Source organism: Micromonospora sp. SL1-18 (genome assembly GCF_047921505.1).
Lineage (GTDB): Bacteria > Actinomycetota > Actinomycetes > Mycobacteriales > Micromonosporaceae > Micromonospora.
In genome coordinates this window covers 64,003-80,292 of record NZ_JBLROA010000015.1, presented here as the reverse complement: position 1 = coordinate 80,292, position 16,290 = coordinate 64,003, and the positions used below count along the sequence as shown (strand labels likewise).

13 protein-coding genes are annotated in these 16,290 nt (G+C 72.3%); 5 read left to right on the top strand and 8 right to left on the bottom strand.

Features of this window, described 5'->3' with window-relative positions; genetic code table 11:
• Positions 1–20: 20 nt before the first annotated feature.
• A complete protein-coding gene (locus tag ACNAW0_RS10135) occupies positions 21–602 on the bottom strand; it encodes a prepilin peptidase (RefSeq protein ID WP_416287479.1) in 582 nt (193 codons plus the stop codon).
• Positions 603–732: 130 nt separating this feature from the next.
• Positions 733–1,737, bottom strand: coding sequence for an EamA family transporter (locus ACNAW0_RS10130; protein ID WP_416287478.1), 1,005 nt, complete (start codon positions 1,735–1,737; stop codon positions 733–735).
• Between the two features lie 86 nt (positions 1,738–1,823).
• Between ACNAW0_RS10130 and ACNAW0_RS10125 the strand changes: the two genes are divergently transcribed.
• Positions 1,824–2,579, top strand: coding sequence for a flagellar basal body protein FliL (locus ACNAW0_RS10125; protein ID WP_416287477.1), 756 nt, complete (start codon positions 1,824–1,826; stop codon positions 2,577–2,579).
• Positions 2,580–2,747: 168 nt separating this feature from the next.
• Positions 2,748–3,983: an AAA family ATPase gene (locus ACNAW0_RS10120; protein ID WP_416287476.1), complete on the top strand. Its 1,236-nt coding sequence runs from the start codon at positions 2,748–2,750 to the stop codon at positions 3,981–3,983.
• 78 nt (positions 3,984–4,061) lie between these two features.
• Here the strand turns inward: ACNAW0_RS10120 and ACNAW0_RS10115 are convergent, their stop codons facing one another.
• Positions 4,062–4,607, bottom strand: a complete 546-nt coding sequence (locus ACNAW0_RS10115) for a GNAT family N-acetyltransferase (RefSeq protein WP_416287475.1) — start codon at positions 4,605–4,607, stop codon at positions 4,062–4,064.
• Positions 4,608–4,753: 146 nt separating this feature from the next.
• Here ACNAW0_RS10115 and ACNAW0_RS10110 point away from each other — a divergent pair, with 146 nt between their 5' ends.
• Both ACNAW0_RS10110 and ACNAW0_RS10105 read left to right on the top strand, forming a co-directional pair.
• The gene (locus ACNAW0_RS10110; protein ID WP_416287474.1) at positions 4,754–5,299 is read left to right on the top strand and encodes a DoxX family protein; all 546 of its coding nucleotides are present in this window, start codon (positions 4,754–4,756) and stop codon (positions 5,297–5,299) included.
• A gap of 202 nt (positions 5,300–5,501) precedes the next feature.
• The gene (locus tag ACNAW0_RS10105) at positions 5,502–6,947 is read left to right on the top strand and encodes a glycosyltransferase 87 family protein (RefSeq protein ID WP_416287526.1); all 1,446 of its coding nucleotides are present in this window, start codon (positions 5,502–5,504) and stop codon (positions 6,945–6,947) included.
• 18 nt (positions 6,948–6,965) lie between these two features.
• Here ACNAW0_RS10105 and ACNAW0_RS10100 read toward each other — a convergent pair whose 3' ends face one another.
• The 5 genes from ACNAW0_RS10100 to ACNAW0_RS10080 form a co-directional block, all read right to left on the bottom strand.
• Entirely contained in the window at positions 6,966–7,397 is a 432-nt protein-coding gene (locus tag ACNAW0_RS10100; RefSeq protein WP_416287473.1) for a molybdenum cofactor biosynthesis protein MoaE, read from the bottom strand.
• A gap of 55 nt (positions 7,398–7,452) precedes the next feature.
• Positions 7,453–8,712, bottom strand: a complete 1,260-nt coding sequence (locus ACNAW0_RS10095; RefSeq protein ID WP_416287472.1) for a molybdopterin molybdotransferase MoeA — start codon at positions 8,710–8,712, stop codon at positions 7,453–7,455.
• A 132-nt stretch (positions 8,713–8,844) separates the two neighbouring features.
• Positions 8,845–9,315, bottom strand: coding sequence for a MogA/MoaB family molybdenum cofactor biosynthesis protein (locus ACNAW0_RS10090; RefSeq protein WP_416287471.1), 471 nt, complete (start codon positions 9,313–9,315; stop codon positions 8,845–8,847).
• The gene (gene moaC / locus ACNAW0_RS10085) at positions 9,312–9,803 is read right to left on the bottom strand and encodes a cyclic pyranopterin monophosphate synthase MoaC (RefSeq protein ID WP_416287470.1); all 492 of its coding nucleotides are present in this window, start codon (positions 9,801–9,803) and stop codon (positions 9,312–9,314) included. Before moaC ends, ACNAW0_RS10090 begins: the two co-directional genes overlap by 4 nt.
• Before the next feature lie 332 nt (positions 9,804–10,135).
• Positions 10,136–13,168, bottom strand: coding sequence for an AfsR/SARP family transcriptional regulator (locus ACNAW0_RS10080; RefSeq protein WP_416287469.1), 3,033 nt, complete (start codon positions 13,166–13,168; stop codon positions 10,136–10,138).
• A gap of 602 nt (positions 13,169–13,770) precedes the next feature.
• Here ACNAW0_RS10080 and ACNAW0_RS10075 point away from each other — a divergent pair.
• Complete coding sequence (locus tag ACNAW0_RS10075) at positions 13,771–16,233, top strand: putative bifunctional diguanylate cyclase/phosphodiesterase (protein ID WP_416287525.1); 2,463 nt, start codon at positions 13,771–13,773, stop codon at positions 16,231–16,233.
• Positions 16,234–16,290: the final 57 nt, after the last annotated feature.

Genomic DNA, 16,290 nt, shown 5'->3' with positions numbered 1-16,290 from the left:
TTAACGCCTGATGGGCGGGATCAGGCGAACAGGACCGCCAGCCAGGCACCGACCAGGATGGCCGGGCCGAACGGCAGGGCGGTGTCCCGGCGTACCTTGCGGGCAGCCAGCAGGGCGAGCACCACCACGCCGTTGAGCAGGTGCGGCAGGAGCAGGCCGAGCGCCAGCGTCGGCCAGCCCAGCCAGCCGAGCGGCAGGCCGAGCGCGGCGGCGAGCTTCACGTCGCCGAAGCCGAGCCGGGACCCGGGCAGCAACGCGAGCAGGACGTACCCGCCGAAGGAGACGGCCGCCCCGGCCAGCGCGGGGAACAGTCGGCCAAGGGTGCCGGTGAGCAGCGCGACGGCGACCAGGCCGAGCCCGCCGCACCCGGCGGCGAGAGCCACCAGCGGATCGGGCAGCCGCAGGCAGGCCAGGTCCACCAGCGCGAGCGCCAGTCCGACCGCTGCGACCAGCAAGAACACCAGCAGCGCCGGATCGGCGCCCCGGGCCAGCGCGAGGCCGCCGAACACCACCGCGCCGACGACGGCCGCCGTGAGCCGGCCGACCCGTCGGCCTCCGCCGCCTGGGCGGTCGGTCGAAGCCTCCGCGTCGGATCGGACCACCGGTACCCCGGCCGGAGCCTCGCCTCGCTCCGCACCGGTGAACGGCCGGCGAAGGGGACGGCGGCCCAGCCGGCCAGCGCGCCGAGCGGCGCGGCAGCCATCACCAACCCGGCGGACACGGGCCAGGATGTTACCGGCGGGCCGCCTCCGGGACCGCCCCGTCGATCCGGCCGGTCGCCGGTTTGCGGGGCCGCTCGGTGCTCACCACCACCGCCACCCCGGCGACGATCACCGCCCCGCCGAGCAGCACCTGATGGGTGACCGGCTCCGCGGCGAGCAACGCGCCGAGCGCCACCGCGACCACCGGGTTCACGTACGCGTAGGTGGCGACCATGGAGATCGGGGCGTGGTGCAGCAGCCAGACGTACGCGGTGAAGGCGACCAGCGAGCCGGCCACCATCAGATAGGCCAGTGCCGCCCAGGAACGGCCGGTCACCTCGGCAGGGGAGAAGTCGGTCAGCTCGCCCCGGGCGGCGGCGATCACGGCGAGCGCCACCGCGCCGGCGATCATCTCGTAGACGGTGGCCACGAACGGATCGGCCGGCATCCGGATGCGCCCGGAGAGGAAGGAGCCGACCGACCAGGAGGTGGCCCCCGCGACCACGGTGAGCGCGCCGGCCACCGGCACCGTCCCCGGCCCGTCGGCGGGGAGTACGAGCAGCACGAGGCCGACGAAGCCGAGGGCCACCCCGGCGAAGGTCCACCGCCGGGGCCGGTCGCCGCCGAGCGTACGCAGCAGCACGACCAGCAGCGGGACGGTGGCCACGAGCAGCGCCGCGATGCCGGAGGGCACCGCGGCCCCGGACGGACCGGACTCGGCGAGCACCACCAGGCCGTTGCCGCCGGCGAGCAGCAGCAGGCCGACCAGGGCGGCGGACCCGAGTTGCCGCCGGTCGACGCGGAGCGCCCCCGGTCCCCGGCGGAACCGCAGCACCAGGGCGAGCACACTGGCCGCCGCGGCGAACCGCAGCGCCGCGGAGGTGAGCGGCGGCAGCGACTCGACCGCCACCCGGATGCCCAGATAGGTCGAGCCCCAGAGCACGTAGACCACCACCAGCGCGGTCCAGATCAGCGCGGGACGGGCGGCGGGAGCGTGGGCGACGGCCGGCGTCGCACTGAGAGGGCGTGAGCGCATCGGTGGACCACGCTACGGTGACGACGGCGTCGGCGTCCCCCGTTGGTGGCCGGCCTCTCAGCAACGGCGCACGCAGGAGGACCTTCATGGCGAACTTCGGACCACCGGGCGGCGGCTTACCCGAGCCGTGGAGCGGACGGCGACCGGAGGACGGGTACGCCCCCGACCCGCGCTACGACCACGGGTACGACCGCGACCCGCGCTACGACCATGGGTACGACCCGGGGTACGCCACCCAGCCGGGCGGCTGGGGCGAGCCACCGGCCCAGCGGTACGAGCCGGCCGTTTCCTGGGACGGTGGGCAGCCGGCGGGCCCCGCGCCGTACCCGGGGTACGCGGCGGATCCCGGGTACGGCGGGCAGCCCCCGTACGCCGAGCCGACGCCGCCGAAGCGCGGCAAGGGTCCGCTGGTCGCGGCGCTGGCCGTGCTGGTGTTGCTCGGGCTCGGCGGCGCCGGTGCGTTCTGGTTACTCGGTCGGGACGAGCCGGCCCCGGCGAGCGGGACGGCTGCGTCCGCCTCGGCGACCACCGACCCGAGCGGGCAGGCGAGCGAGCCGGCGGATCCGGTGACCACCGCGCCGGCCCCGGCGTCCTCGACCGATCCGCGCTTCGTGAAGGCGGGCCAGTGCGTACGCAACGAGGGGCCGGCCGACCAGCCGAAGCTGGTGATCAGCGGGTGCGGCGCCAAGTCGTACCAGGTGCTGCGCCGGATCGACGGCGCGACCAGCGGCAAGAAGGACGCCGAGGCGAAGTGCGCCAAGGTCGACGGCTACACCGACTGGTACTTCTTCGACAGCGAGCTGGACACCCTCGACTTCGTCCTCTGTCTGAAGCGGCCCTGACCAGCTAAAGCGGCGCTGACCAGGGGCGCGGCCGGCGGTAGCCAAAACTAGGGCTGTCTAGCATCCACGCTAGACAGCCCTAGTTTTCTGTCGAGCGACAGGACACGCCGATAGCCGCGTCTACGGATGTCTAGCCTCGCAGCTAGACGGCCCGATATTGTGCGATTCGTGGATCCGGTCCGCAACCCGTACGCCCCCGGCGCCGGTCAGCGTCCGCCCGAACTCGCCGGGCGAGGACGCGAGCTGGACGTGTTCGACGTGGTGCTGGAGCGGATCGCCCGAGGCCGCCCGGAACGCAGCCTGATGCTCACCGGCCTGCGCGGGGTCGGCAAGACCGTCCTGCTCAACACCCTCCGCTCACAGGCCATCAACCACCTCTGGGGCACCGGCAAGATCGAGGCCCGGCCGGACCAGTCGCTACGCCGGCCGATCGCCGCCGCGCTGCACATGGCGGTCCGCGAGCTGGCGCCCCGGCACCGCGCCCCGGACCGGATCGACGGTTTCCTCGGCGTACTCAAGGCGTTCGCCCAGCGCACCACGCCCAGCGGCCGCGGCGGGGCGGCCCCGAAGCTGCGCGACCGCTGGCAGCCCGGGATCGACGTGCCGGCCGCCAGCGGCCGGGCCGACTCCGGGGACATCGAGATCGATCTGGTCGAGCTGCTCACCGACGCCGCAGCGGTCGCCACCGACGTCGGCACCGGCGTCGCCGTCTTCATCGACGAGATGCAGGACCTCGGGCCGGAGGACGTCTCCGCGCTCTGCGCCGCCTGCCACGAGCTGTCCCAGCTCGGCGCGCCGCTGATCGTCGTCGGCGCCGGGCTGCCGCACCTGCCGGCCGTACTCAGCGCCGCCAAGTCGTACTCCGAGCGGCTCTTCCGCTACCAGCGCATCGACCGGCTGGACCGGATCGCCGCCGACCAGGCGCTCTGCGCGCCGGCCGAGCGGGAGGAGGTCGAGTACGAGCCGAAGGCCCTCGACCTGCTCTACGAGAAGTCCGGCGGCTACCCCTACTTCGTCCAGGCGTACGGCAAGGCCACCTGGGACCACGCGCCGCGCTCGCCGATCGCCGCCGCCGACGTCCGGGTCGCCGCGCCCGAGGCGGAGGCCGAACTGGCCGTCGGCTTCTTCGGCTCCCGGTTCGAACGGGCCACCCCGGCCGAGCGCGAGTACATGCGGGCCATGGCATCCCTGTCCCTGGTCGAGGGGGAGGAGAGCGGCCGGGACGACATGGACGCGGCGGTGCCGACCGCGGAGATCGCCCGCGCGCTGGGCCGTAAGCCGGCCAGCCTCTCCCCGGCCCGGGACGCGCTGATCAAGAAGGGGCTCATCTATTCCGGCGAGCGGGGCACCGTCGCCTTCACCGTCCCGCACTTCGGCCGTTACCTGCGTACCCAGCCGGCCTGACCGCCGGTGGCGGTGCCGCAGCCGTGCGCCGTCGGCCGGCTCGCGCCGGAGCTGGCCAGCCTCGCCGGGCTCGGAGAGTCAGACCTTCGACCAGGGCGGCGGGAAGACGACCTCGCCCGACGGTGGCGAGACCTCGTCACCGACGGACGGCGGCAGCACCAACGCCTGCCACGGGTCCCCCAGCCCGGACCACGGGCTGGTCAACCCCATCCGGTCGGCCCGGCTGAACCCGAAGCGGCGGTAGAACGTCGGGTCGCCGAGCACCACCACCAGCCGCTCACCCAGCTCGGTGGCGGCGTCCAGGGCCGCCTGCACCACCGCCGTGCCGTGCCCGATCCGCCGCCGGTGTGGCGAGACCGCCACCGGGCCGAGCGCCAGCGCCGGGTACGCGCTGTCGTCGGTAAGCACCCGAACCCGGGTCAGCAACGCGTAGCCGACCACCTCGCCGCCGTACTCGGCGACCATGGCCAGCTCCGGGATCCAGGCGTCGCTGTGCCGGAGCTCGTCGACCAGGCCCACCTCCGGCGGCGTGGCCACGTCGGGGCGGGCGAAGGCGCCGGCCAGCACCCGGGCGACCAGTTCCTCGTCCGCCGGATCCTCGGGTCGCAGTCGCAGCGTCGTCACCCGCGCGACCTTACCGCGCGTACCCCGTCCATCCGCGACGGTCGCTAAAATCGGTACGCCGGCCGGCCGGCCCGGACGTCCACGTCGGCCGATCCCTTTCGAGCGTTGCGGGCGTGGCGACCGCCGCGACGCGGTATGACTGAGCCATGAAGCCCGTGCGTTCTCTCGCCCGCGTCATGTTGAGCAGCATCTTCGTGGTCAGCGGCGCCCGCAACTTCACGCACCCTGATCGGCTGGTCCCCACCGCGAAACCGGTCACCGATCGGGCCGCCCCGCTGATCCAGAGCCTGCATCCCCGGATCCCGACCGACACCGAGGCGCTGATCCGGGCCAACGCGGCCACCCAGGTCGTCGGCGGCCTGATGCTGGCGTCCGGACGGTTCGCCCGGCCCGCCGCACTCATCCTCGCCGGCACCCTGGTGCCGACCACGATCGCCGGCCATTCGTTCTGGAACACGGACGACCCGATGGCGCGGAACCACAACCAGGTCCACTTCCTGAAGAATCTCGGGCTGCTCGGCGGTCTGCTGCTCGCCGCCGCGGACACAGGCGGGAAGCCCGGGCTGCGCTGGCGCGCGGGCCACCGGATCGACCACTCGCGACGCTCGGTGCAGCGCGCGGTCCGGACCGCCCGCCGAGAGGCGAAGATCGCCGTCCGCTCGGCGGCGACCGGCCGCCGAATTCCCGGCTGAGCTGCACCAACCCGGCCACCACCCCCCGCAAGGCCCACCAATCACCTGAACCGCCCGAGACCCGTTAACGCGGTGAACGTCGAAACCGGCGTGGGATCGGACACGGTCGCACAACGCGGGAGGCAACAACGTGAGGCACCGTTCTAGGCTCCGTGCGGGACCTGGACGGGCAGGACGATCTTGGCACGCTGGTGGCCACGCCATCCCGGCGAGCGCCGGTAGACGGACGGACCGCCTCGCTCGGGTCCGCTACCGGGCGCGTGGGATCGATCGCCGAGCAGCCGTACGTGCCGGTGCCATCGCCGCCGTCGCCTACGCCGCGTGGATCGCCATCGGTGCCTTCGGTCGGCCGTACAACTTCTTCGACATGAAGATCTACCACGGCGCCGTGGTGTGGTGGGCGAGCGGCAACGAGCTGTACAACTTCATCGCACCCGCGACGAACCTGGGCTTCACCTATCCGCCCTTCGCCGCGCTGGTCATGCTGCCGATGTCCTGGCTGCCGGTCGAGGCCTCCGGCTGGCTGAACGCGCTGGCCAGCATCGCCGCGCTCGCCGTCGTGCTGGCCGCGCTGCTGCGCCCGATCGTCGACCGGCTGGGCTGGTCGCTCTGGTTCACCGTCGGCATCGCCACGCCGATGGCCCTCGCCATCGAGCCGTCCCGCGAGACCCTCGGCTACGGCCAGGTCAACCTGCTGCTCTTCGCACTGATCATGGCGGACCTGGTCGGCCTGCGCTGGCGGGCGAAGCGAGGCACCCATCACGAGACCGCCGACTCGGCACCGGCCCGGTTCGTCTACAGCGGCGCGTGGGCCGGGGTCGGCATCGGCCTGGCCACCGCGGTCAAGCTCACCCCGGCGCTGTTCATCGCGTACTTGATGATCACCCGGCAGTGGCGCGCGGCGATGGTCGCCGTCGGCACCACCATCAGCGTGACCCTCGGGACCTTCGTGCTGGTCGAGCCGGAGTCGCGGGCGTACTTCACCGGTGTGCTCTGGCAGACCGAACGGGTCGGCGCTGCCGACATGACCGCCAACCAGTCGCTCGCGGGCCTGCTCGCCCGGCTCTACGACTCAATCGAGACACCCGGCCTGCTCTGGTCGGCCTTCGCGGTGCTGGTGCTGGCGCTCGGGCTGTCCCGGGCGGCCAGCGCCCGGGCCGACGGCGACGAGCTGACCGCGTTCACCCTGGTCGGGCTGACCGCCAACGTGATCAGCCCGATCTCCTGGTCGCACCACCTGGTCTGGGTCATCCCGGCGATCATCGTGCTGGCCGACGCCGCGGTACGCCGCCGCGAGGCGAGCCGTGGACTACTGCCCCGGGGCACCGCGGCACCACCCACCGGCGGCGTGCCGGCGCTACGGCCGCCGATCTGGTACCCGACGCTCACCGGCCTGCGGCACGGCGCCGGCGCCCTCACGCTCTACCTGCTCTTCCTGGTCTCGCCGATCTGGCCGTACGAGCACCAGCTCCCCGAGGTGTCCCACTACCAGGACGGGTTGCTCGGCGCGCTGATGGAAAACTCGTTGGCGATCGCCCTGATCGTGCTGGTCGCGGCCCTGCCCTGGCGACCGGGCGCCGAACCGGCGTTCTACCACGACCGGCTGGTCCGCACCGCCCAGCTCACCACCCGCCGACCTTCCGCCTGAGGAGGCGGACGCGGGCGGTCAGGGGCAGTTCACCCACTCCTCGGTGCCGTCTCCGAAGACCTGCCGCTTCCAGATCGGCAGCCGCGCCTTCACCTCGTCCACCAGCCGGGCGCAGGCCGCGAAGGCCGCCGCCCGGTGGGCGGTGCTGACCGCCGCCACCAGGGCCACGTCACCGATCTCCAACCGCCCGATCCGGTGCGACACGGCCACCGCGTACACGTCCGGGTCGGCGGCGATCTCCGCCGCCACCTCGCGCAGCACAGCCTCGGCGGTGGGGTGGCCCTCGTACTCCAGCAGGGTGACCGCGCGGCCGTGGTCGTGGTCGCGGACCACGCCCTGGAACGAGACCACCGCGCCGGCCCGGCGGTCGGCGACCGCCGCCTCGTGCGCGGCCAGGTCGAGCGGCCGGTCGGTCACCGCGCCGATGACGATGGACTCCGCCGAGCTCACTGCGCCTCCTTCGTTCGCGACTGCGGGGCTCGCAACCCCGGCTCACTCCTCGCGCTCACCAAGCCCGCTCCCCGGGGAGCAGGGGCAGCGGTACGAGCGGCACCCGGTCCCCGACCGCGCCGCTGGTGCCCGGGCGGATCACCGCGAAGCCGTCCGCCCCGGCCAGGCCGCGCAGCATCGCCGAGCCGACGTGGCGCACCGGGTGGGCGGTGCCGGCGGCCCGGTCCAGCCGGACCAGGGCGAGATGCGTGTAGTCGCCCCGACCGGGGATCGGCTCGGCGAGGGTGGCCTGCGGCAGCACCGGCATCGGCCGGCCCGCCAGACCGGCGAGCAGGGGCGCGACCAGCGAGACCAGCGCGACGACGGCCGACTGCGGGTTGCCCGGCAGCCCGGCCACGAACCGGACCCGGCCGTCGCCGTCCACCAGCCGGGCCAGCAGCATCGGGAAACCCGGGCGCACCGCCACCGTGTTGACCACGTAGTCGGCGCCGAGCTCCGCCAGCGCCGGGTGCAGGTGGTCGACCGGGCCGTGCATGGTGCCGCCGGTGGTGCAGACCAGATCGGCGTCGGCGAGCGCGCCGCGCAGGGCCGCCACGTGGGCGGGCAAGGTGTCGGCCACCGGGCCGACCACGTCGTCCGGGCGCACCTGGCAGCCGTAGCGGCGCAGCCAGGCGGGCACCGTCGGGCCGAGGGCGTCGCGGACCCGGCCCGCGCCGGGCGGGCCGGACGTCAGCAGCTCGTCGCCGAAGACCAGGAGCGCGGCGCGCGGCGCGCGACGGACCCGCAGCGTGTCGTGCCCGCAGGAGGCGGCCAGGCCGATCAGCGCCGGGTCGACGGGCGTGCCGGCTGGCACAAGCTCCTCCCCGGCGTACGCCTCCTCGCCCGGCTCGCGCCACTCGGGCGTCGGGCGCGGCGTGCCGGCTACCCGGCCGTCCGCGGTCCGGGTCGACTCCTCAATCCGCAGGATCGCCGTGGTGCCCTCCGGGACCATCGCGCCGGTGGCGATCTCGGCGGTGGTGCCGTCGGCGGCCAGCGGGGGCGGGGTGTGCCCGGCGAGCACACGGCCGACCACCTGCCACGGGCCGTCCCCGCGCACCGCCCAGCCGTCCACGCTGGAGGTGGGGAACGCCGGCAGATCGGTACGGGTGGTCAGCGGCTCGGCGAGGGTGTGGCCGTCGGCGTCGCCGAGCGGGCGCTCGACCGCGGGGAGCGCGGCGGCGAGGCCGACCGCGTACACGCGGGAGCGGGCCTCCTCCCACCCGGCTGGCGGTGGCGCGGCGACCTGTGCCGCCGCGGCGGCGGTTTCCGTGCTCATGCCGGCACTCCGCTGCGCTCCGTGCCGTCATGAGGCACCACGGCACTGCGCTGATGATTCGCTCGCTGACGCTCGCTCATCCGGCGAGCCTATCGCCGGGACGGCGGCCGACGGCTCCAGGGCGCTGCGTGGTCAGTGGTCACCGCCACGGAGCTGGTCGACGGCGTGCCGCAGGATCGGCCCGAGCACGGCCAGCCCGTCCTTCGCCCCGCCCCGCGAGCCGGGCAGATTCACCACCAGCATCCGGCCGGCCACCCCGGCCAGCCCCCGGGACAGGGCGGCGGTGGGCACGGTGTCGCGGCTGTACGCCCGGATCGCCTCGGCGATGCCGGGGATCTCGTAGTCGAGCAGGGCCCGGGTCACGTCCGGGGTCCGGTCGGTCGGGGTGATGCCCGTGCCGCCGCTGGTCAGCACCACGTCGACGCCCTCGTCGCGGGCGGCCCGCAGCGCCGCGCCGACGGGCTCGCCGTCCGGCACCACGATCGGCTCGTCGACCTCGCAGCCCAGCTCGCGCAGGCCGGCGACGAGCAGCGGGCCGCTGGTGTCCGCGTACACCCTGGCGGCGGCCCGGTTGGAGGCGACGATCACCCGGGCTCGGATCACGGCCGGTCCTCCGGCCGGACCCACTCGCCCGTCTTGCCGCCCTCCTTGCGGAGCACCCGTACCGCCTCCACGGAGGCCGCCGGGTCGACGGCCTTGACCATGTCGACCAGGGCGAGCCCGGCGACGGCCACGGCGGTGAGCGCCTCCATCTCCACGCCCGTCCGGTCGGCGGTCTTCGCGGTCGCGGTGATCTCGACGGTGTCGGTGGTGAGCCGCAGGTCGACGGTGACGCCGTGCAGGGCGATCGGATGGCAGAGCGGGATCAGGTCGGGGGTCCGCTTCGCGCCCATGATCCCGGCGAGCCGGCCGACCGCGAGCGCGTCGCCCTTGGGCAGGCCGTCGCGGCGCAGCAGCTCCACCACCTCGGGCGTGGTGCGGAGCCGGCCGGCGGCGACCGCGAGCCGGCCGGAGACCGGCTTGGCGGAGACATCGACCATCCGGGCCGCACCGGCCGCGTCGACGTGGGTGAGCTGCGCGGGATCGGTCACGGCCACGAGCCTATCCATTGGGTACGACGTTCCGAGCACGTCGTACCCGTCGCCGGGTCGTGTCCGGCACTGGGTCGTGTCCGTCGCCGGGTCGTGGCCGGCGATGGTCATTGCCGTCGGTGGTCATTGCCGTCGGTGGGGAGGAGCGCCGCGCTCGGGTGCCGTGGCGCGACGCGGCACTCCTCCCTCAGCCACCCGCCGTCGAGTCGCTGGGGGAACCCTGACGGCGGGCGTCTCGTCGACCGGGTCCCGCTCCACGGCTGGACCGCCCCCGTTCGGCCGACACGCGTAGGACGGTAGCGGGCACCGCGATAAGAAATCGATAAGGCGCGTCACGCCTGGTCAGAGGCACCCTCGGCGAGGCGCCGGCGAACCTCGTGCCGCTCGGGGACACCCATCCGCTCGAAGACGGCGAGTGCCCGCCGCCAGTACCGCCGTGCCTCCGCGGGATCGACGGCGACGAGGTGCTCGGCAATTCCGTTGAGCGCCCGACCCTGCTCGTAGGGATGGGCGATGCGGGTGGCGATGTCGAGCGCTTCCCGGTACGTCGCCGCTGATTCCTCGAAGCGCCCCATTGCCCGGAGCGTCATCGCCAGCTCGTTGCGCGCCTCGGCCTGCACGTGGCGTTCGCCAGAGTTGGCGGCGGCCTCGAGAGCCGCATGGTGGTTCCGCATGGCTTCGTCATATCGGCCGAGCTGTCGATACGCCCCGGCGAGGTCGCTGAGTGTCTCCGCCCTGGCGTACTGGTGACCATCGCGATCGCGCAGGGCAAGGGACGCGTGGAGCAGGCGCTCCGCCTGCGTACTCTCGCCAAGGCGATAGCGGACCCCGCCTAGATGACCGAGTGCGTTGGACATATGGAAGTGATCCTGCCTGGCCCGAGCGAGAAAGAGATGCAGGCGATGAATCGCCATGGATTCCTCGTACCGGCCGAGGCATCTGAGCGTGAGACCGAGGTTGGGCAGCACGGGGAGGCTGTCCAGCACGCCGACACGCAGCATCGACATGTTGATCTCCAGGGACTCCCGTAGCCGACCGGTAAGCCAGTAGACGACACTCAGATTCACCCGCGCCCGGTTCGTTCCGTCGACATCGCCGAGGTCTGCCCGGATCGACACCACCGCGTTCAAATGCGCCAACGCCTCGTGGTATGCGCCGGTGCGTACGCACGCCGAGGCGAGGTAGTTGTGCATGAGGGCGACTGCGTGCCGATCGCCCGCCCGATCCGCTGCGGCCAGCCCTTCCCGATGAGTCGCCGAGATATCGTCGAAATAGCCACGCGTGTAGAAGAACCGCCAAGCGGCGCGGGCCAACTGCCACGCCAGTGTCTCGTGGCCCTCCTGCGCGGCCTGCCGGACCAGGGCGTCCAGGTTGAGTCGCTGCTCGTCCAACCACTCCAGGTCGCCGGGCCGTCGGCCGGACAGGAGGTCGGGGCGTAGGGGGCAGGCCAGGCGAAGCTGCTGACTGACCAGCCGCTGCTCGTCAATCGACGCGGAAACCTTCACCACCGAGTGCACGAGGTGGTCCAAGAGGCCTGCCACCGACGCTCTTCGAGTTGTTTCAGAGTCCGTCTGCAGGCTCAACTCAAAAGCGTACTGCCGCATCAGGTCATGGAGGCGGTAGCGTCCGGCGGCGATCTCCTCCACCAGATGACGATCGACGAGTTCGTCCACCAACTCGGCCGCCACGTCCACCGAAACATCCGCGAGGGCACCGATCATCGCCGCGTCGAGATGACTCCCGGCGGCCAGTCCGAACGACCTGAAGACCCGCTTGGCCGGGTCGCTAAGCGGCTCGTACGACTCGGCGAACGCCTCGACCACGGTCCGGTCTTCGGCCTGCAACTGAGGCAGGAAGGCCGGCTTGCCGACGAGCCGGCGAACCATGTCGGACATGCTCCAGGCGGGCCGGTGAGCGAGCCGCGTGCCAGCCAGCCGGATGGCCAGCGGCAGGCAACCACAGATGCGCACCAGGTCCGTCGCGGCCTCAAGATCGGCTCTGATCCGATCCTCGCCGACGAGTGCGGTGAGAAGGCTCAGCGCTTCGGGCTCGGCCAGCACCGGAAGCGACACCGGAAGGCGCGCCGTGAGAGTCAGGAGGCGGCGCCGGCTGGTCACGAAGACGACGCACCCGCCGAAGGTGGGTAGCAGTGGCTCGACCTGACCACTGTCCGCTGCGTTGTCCAGGACGACCACGACTCTGCGGATCGCCAGTTCCCGCTGCCACGTCTCCATCCGGTCCGACAGATCACTGGGTATCCGGCCGGCCGGAACTCCCAACTGCCGGAGCAGGATGACCAGCGCCGCGGCGGGCTGAACCGGCGCCCCCTTTGAGTGCCCATGCAGGTCGACGAACAACTGACCGTCGGGGTAGCGGTTGGCAAGGCGGGCAGCCAGATGTACGGCCAGCGTCGTCTTCCCGCAGCCCGCCATCCCGTCGATCAGCCGGATCGCCGGAGTCGCTTCATCCTCGGCGGCAATCTCGGCGAGCATCCGCTCGACGATCTCGCGGCGACCGACGAAGTCCGGCGCGGCCCGGGGCATCCAGTTGGCGGGTCGGGCTTGGTCGTCGGACCGCCCGGCCGCCTCCAATCCTGCAGATGGAGCCCGCTCCCGAACCGTCCGCCGGGCGCCAACCGCCTGTCGCCGGAGCTGTTCCAGCTCGGCTCCGGGCAGCACGCCCAACTGCTCGGCCAGGGCATTCCTGGTGGCCTGGTAGACGGCGACCGCACCGCTGAGATCGTCGGCCTGGATGAGGGCGCGCATGAGCAGACCCTGGGCGGGCTCCCGTATGGGCTGCTGGGACGCATGGGCGCGGAGGAGGGGGACGGCGAGGTCGGCGCGACCGGCCCGCAGGTGGAGGTCGGCCAGGAACTCGACGGCCAACTGCCGTTCCCGATCCACGTTCTCCCGTCGAGCGAGCAGTGCAGGGCCTAGCGGCAGCCCGACGAGCAGGGGTTCCTGCCAGGCGTCGACCACACGCCCGAGCAACTCGCCTGCCCGTGGCCTGTCACCCGCGTCGGCCAACTTCCGCGCCCGAAGCCACTGCGCCGACAAACGCATGAGGTCGACCCGGCTCTCGTCCAGTGGTAGGCGGTATCCGCCCTGCTCCCGGACGATAGTTACCCGCCCACAAGCGACGGACTCGAGGCTCCGACGCAGATTGGCGGCATAGGTACGGACATTGGGAACGGCGGAGCGTGGCGGATTCTCGGGCCACAACTCGTCCACCATCTGATCGACCGTGACCAACCGGCCGGTGTGCAGGGCGAGCATGGCCAGAACGAGTTGCTGCTTTGGCGTCCCGAGACGCAGGATCCGCCCTTGGATCCGCGCCGTGAGGCCACCGAGGACCTGAATTTCCACGAGGGACGACTCCGGTTTCACTGCACCTCGACCCGATCGCACCGTGCAGTTTACCGACCATTGTCTAAGGCCCGGGGCCCTCGGTGCGGAGGGGGCATCGGTGGCAGCTCCGACTTTCCTATCTACCCGAGTGCCGCGCGAAGGACGCTGGAAGTACGTGGGGCTGATGAATCTGGCAGGCTAGAGGCAGAATTTCACATGCGTCCGTCGCGGTCGGCGACCAGCCGGGCACGCTTGGGATCCAGCCAACTCCGCTCTGCACAACCGGGAGGACAGAACGTCATATAGCGGCACAATGTTGGCTAATATTGCGCATACCGACATTTATGCCTTCTGAACCGACCCACCCCACTCTTAAGCTGCCTTCCAGCTTCTTAAACACCACGAAGGCCGGCGAAAGACAGTCGGAAGGAGGCAGGAAGATGCGCGGTACCGACTGGAACTGAAAGCGGGTTCAGAACGCCGGCGGCGCGGAGTAGGCTCCTGCCACAGCCGGCGCAGCATCTGGGAGCGGCGTGATTCTTTCCCAGCGACGTGAGATCGAGACCGATGGGCGGCTGCGGCTGCTAGTCGGTCTCGTAGTCGTGGTGGCCGCTGTCGTTATGCTCGTGTCACTACCCGCCGCTCTTTTTAAGGACCTCCCGAGGACGGCGTACGACGTCGCCACCCTCGTCATGCTGACCTTCATGATCGTGGTCGGCACCCTCGTCAAGGCACGGATACGGATCCGATCCACGACACAGTCGATCAGTTGGAACGAAACGGCGATCGTCATCGGCGCCGCGATCATGTCTGTCCACTGGGTGGTGCTCTGCACTGCGGTAGGCATCGCCCTCGCCTCACTCCGGTTGTCGCCCATCAAGGTCCTCTTCGGGGTGGGCAAGAACGTTCTGGTCGCCGCTGGCGCCGGCTACGTGCTCGCTCTGGGGAATTGGACGTGGCCACCCCATCAGCCGCTGGGCATGCTGGTGCCGCTCGGCGTCGCCTACCTCGTCGTCGCGCTCGTCGACGACCTGCTGGCCATCCCGGTCATCGCCCTCGCCTCCGGCACCGAGGTGCGACGTCAGTTCCGCGCCAACCTCGACCTGAGAATCGCGGGTTTCGCCGTCCGGTTCGTGGTCACCGTGTGCACCCTGGTCATCCTGTCGGCCGACCCCCGGATGCTGCTCGCCATACCGCCACTGGTGCTCAGCCTGCACCTGGCGTACTCGACCCGCATCCGCGCGCGCACCGAGCAACAGGCCTGGCAGCGGCTGGCCCAGACCACTGACGCGCTCAACGTGGTCGGCCTCGATCAGGTGCTCACCACCGCCGTCACCCGGGCCGCCGAACTCTTCTCCGCCGACGAGGTCGAGATCGAGCTGCGCGCGGGCGATCGCACGGTCCGCGGCGGCACCGGCGGCATCGCATACGACGGTGCGACTCACGAGACCAGCACCGTGGACGGCACGATCATCCCGGCGGCGTTGGAAGGGCATGACCGCTCGGTCAACGTCGGCTGGCTCCGGCTCCGGTTCGCCGGGCCGGTCGAGCTCTCCGAGCGAGAGCAGTACACCCTGCGTACCTTCGCCTCCGCGCTCTGCACCGCGGTCCGCAACGCCCAGGCGTACGCCGAGCTGGCCCGGATCGCCGAGGAAAACGCGTACGCCGCCACCCACGACGCCCTGACCGGGCTCTCCAACCGGCGTCACCTGCTCGACGAGGGCACCGAGCAGTTGACCACCCAGCACGCCGCGGGTGTCACGGCCCTGGTGCTGATCGACCTCAACCACTTCAAAGAGGTCAACGACACCCTCGGGCACGGCGCCGGCGACCGCGTACTGATGCAGGTCGCCGACCGGCTGCGCGGCGCGGCCCGCCCGGACGACCTGGTGGCCCGGCTGGGCGGCGACGAGTTCGCGGTCCTGCTGCGCGGGCTGCCCGCTCCGGCCGTGGCCGCGCACCGGGCCGACACGCTGCTCGCCGCCCTGCACGAGCCGATCGACCTGGACGGCATGCGGATCAGCGTGGAGGCCAGCGGCGGCATCGCCGTCGCGCCGGCCAGCGGCGGGATGCCCGAGCTGCTGCGCCGCGCCGACGTGGCGATGTACCAGGCGAAGCGGTCCGGCCGGCGGACCTCCACGTACGCCCCGACCCGGGACACCGCCGACCTGGGCCGGCTCACCCTCGGCGGCGAACTGTCCCGCGCGGTCGCCGACCACGAGTTCATCGTCAACTTCCAGCCGATCGTCGACCTGGGCAGCGGCGAGGTGATCGGCGCGGAGGCGCTGGCCCGCTGGCACCACCCGACGCACGGCATGATCGACCCGCTGCGCTTCATCGAGGCGGTGGAACGCTCCGGGCTGCTGCCCGCGTTCGCCGAGGCGATCCTCGACCAGGCGCTGATCGCGGCCGGCGGCTGGCGGGCGGCCGGCTTCGACCTGCCGGTCTCGGTGAACGTGTCGCCCCGCAGCCTCCTCGACGCCCGCTTCCCCGGGGCGGTGCTGGCCCGGCTGCGGGCACACGACCTGCCCCCGGACCGGCTGGTGCTGGAGCTGACCGAGACCCTGACGCTGAGCCAGCTCGACGTGGTGGACCGGGTGCTCAGCCGGCTGCGCGACGCCGGCGTACGGCTGGCCCTCGACGACTTCGGCACCGGCTACTCCTCGCTCTCGCTGCTCTCCCGCATTCCCGTACACGAGCTGAAGATCGACCGCAGCTTCGTCACCGCGATGGAGGGTGCGGCCGAGGCCGCCGCCGTGATCCGCTCCACCCTCGACCTGGGCCGCAGCCTCGATCTGATCGTGGTCGCCGAGGGCGTGGAGAACGAACCGCAGCGCCGGGCGCTGTGGGAGCTGGGCTGCTCCGCCGGGCAGGGACACCTCTTCGCCCGTCCGCTGCCGGCCGGCGCGCTGCTCGCCGCCCTCCAGCGCGGGGCAGGCGGGCGACCGGGTGCCCTCGCGCCACCGCTGCACGACGCGGGCGCCGTGATCCGCCTGCCGGGTCGCCGCTCGGGCGGGCGCGCTCGGACGGCCGTCGCCGGCTCCACCGCAGCCCAGATCGCCGATGACGCCAGCCGCCACTGATCCGCGGTACCCCGGCCGCACGATCGTCTCTCAGATCTTGAAGAGTTGCCGTCCACT

What these genes read in the sequence shown, in the direction of transcription:
- ACNAW0_RS10075 (WP_416287525.1), top strand. Translation starts at nt 13,771, where the DNA reads ATGCTCGTGTCACTACCCGCCGCTCTTTTTAAGGACCTCCCGAGGACG.
- ACNAW0_RS10125 (WP_416287477.1), top strand. Translation starts at nt 1,824, where the DNA reads ATGGCGAACTTCGGACCACCGGGCGGCGGCTTACCCGAGCCGTGGAGC.
- ACNAW0_RS10095 (WP_416287472.1), bottom strand. Translation starts at nt 8,712, where the DNA reads ATGAGCACGGAAACCGCCGCCGCGGCGGCACAGGTCGCCGCGCCACCG.
- ACNAW0_RS10130 (WP_416287478.1), bottom strand. Translation starts at nt 1,737, where the DNA reads ATGCGCTCACGCCCTCTCAGTGCGACGCCGGCCGTCGCCCACGCTCCC.
- ACNAW0_RS10110 (WP_416287474.1), top strand. Translation starts at nt 4,754, where the DNA reads ATGAAGCCCGTGCGTTCTCTCGCCCGCGTCATGTTGAGCAGCATCTTC.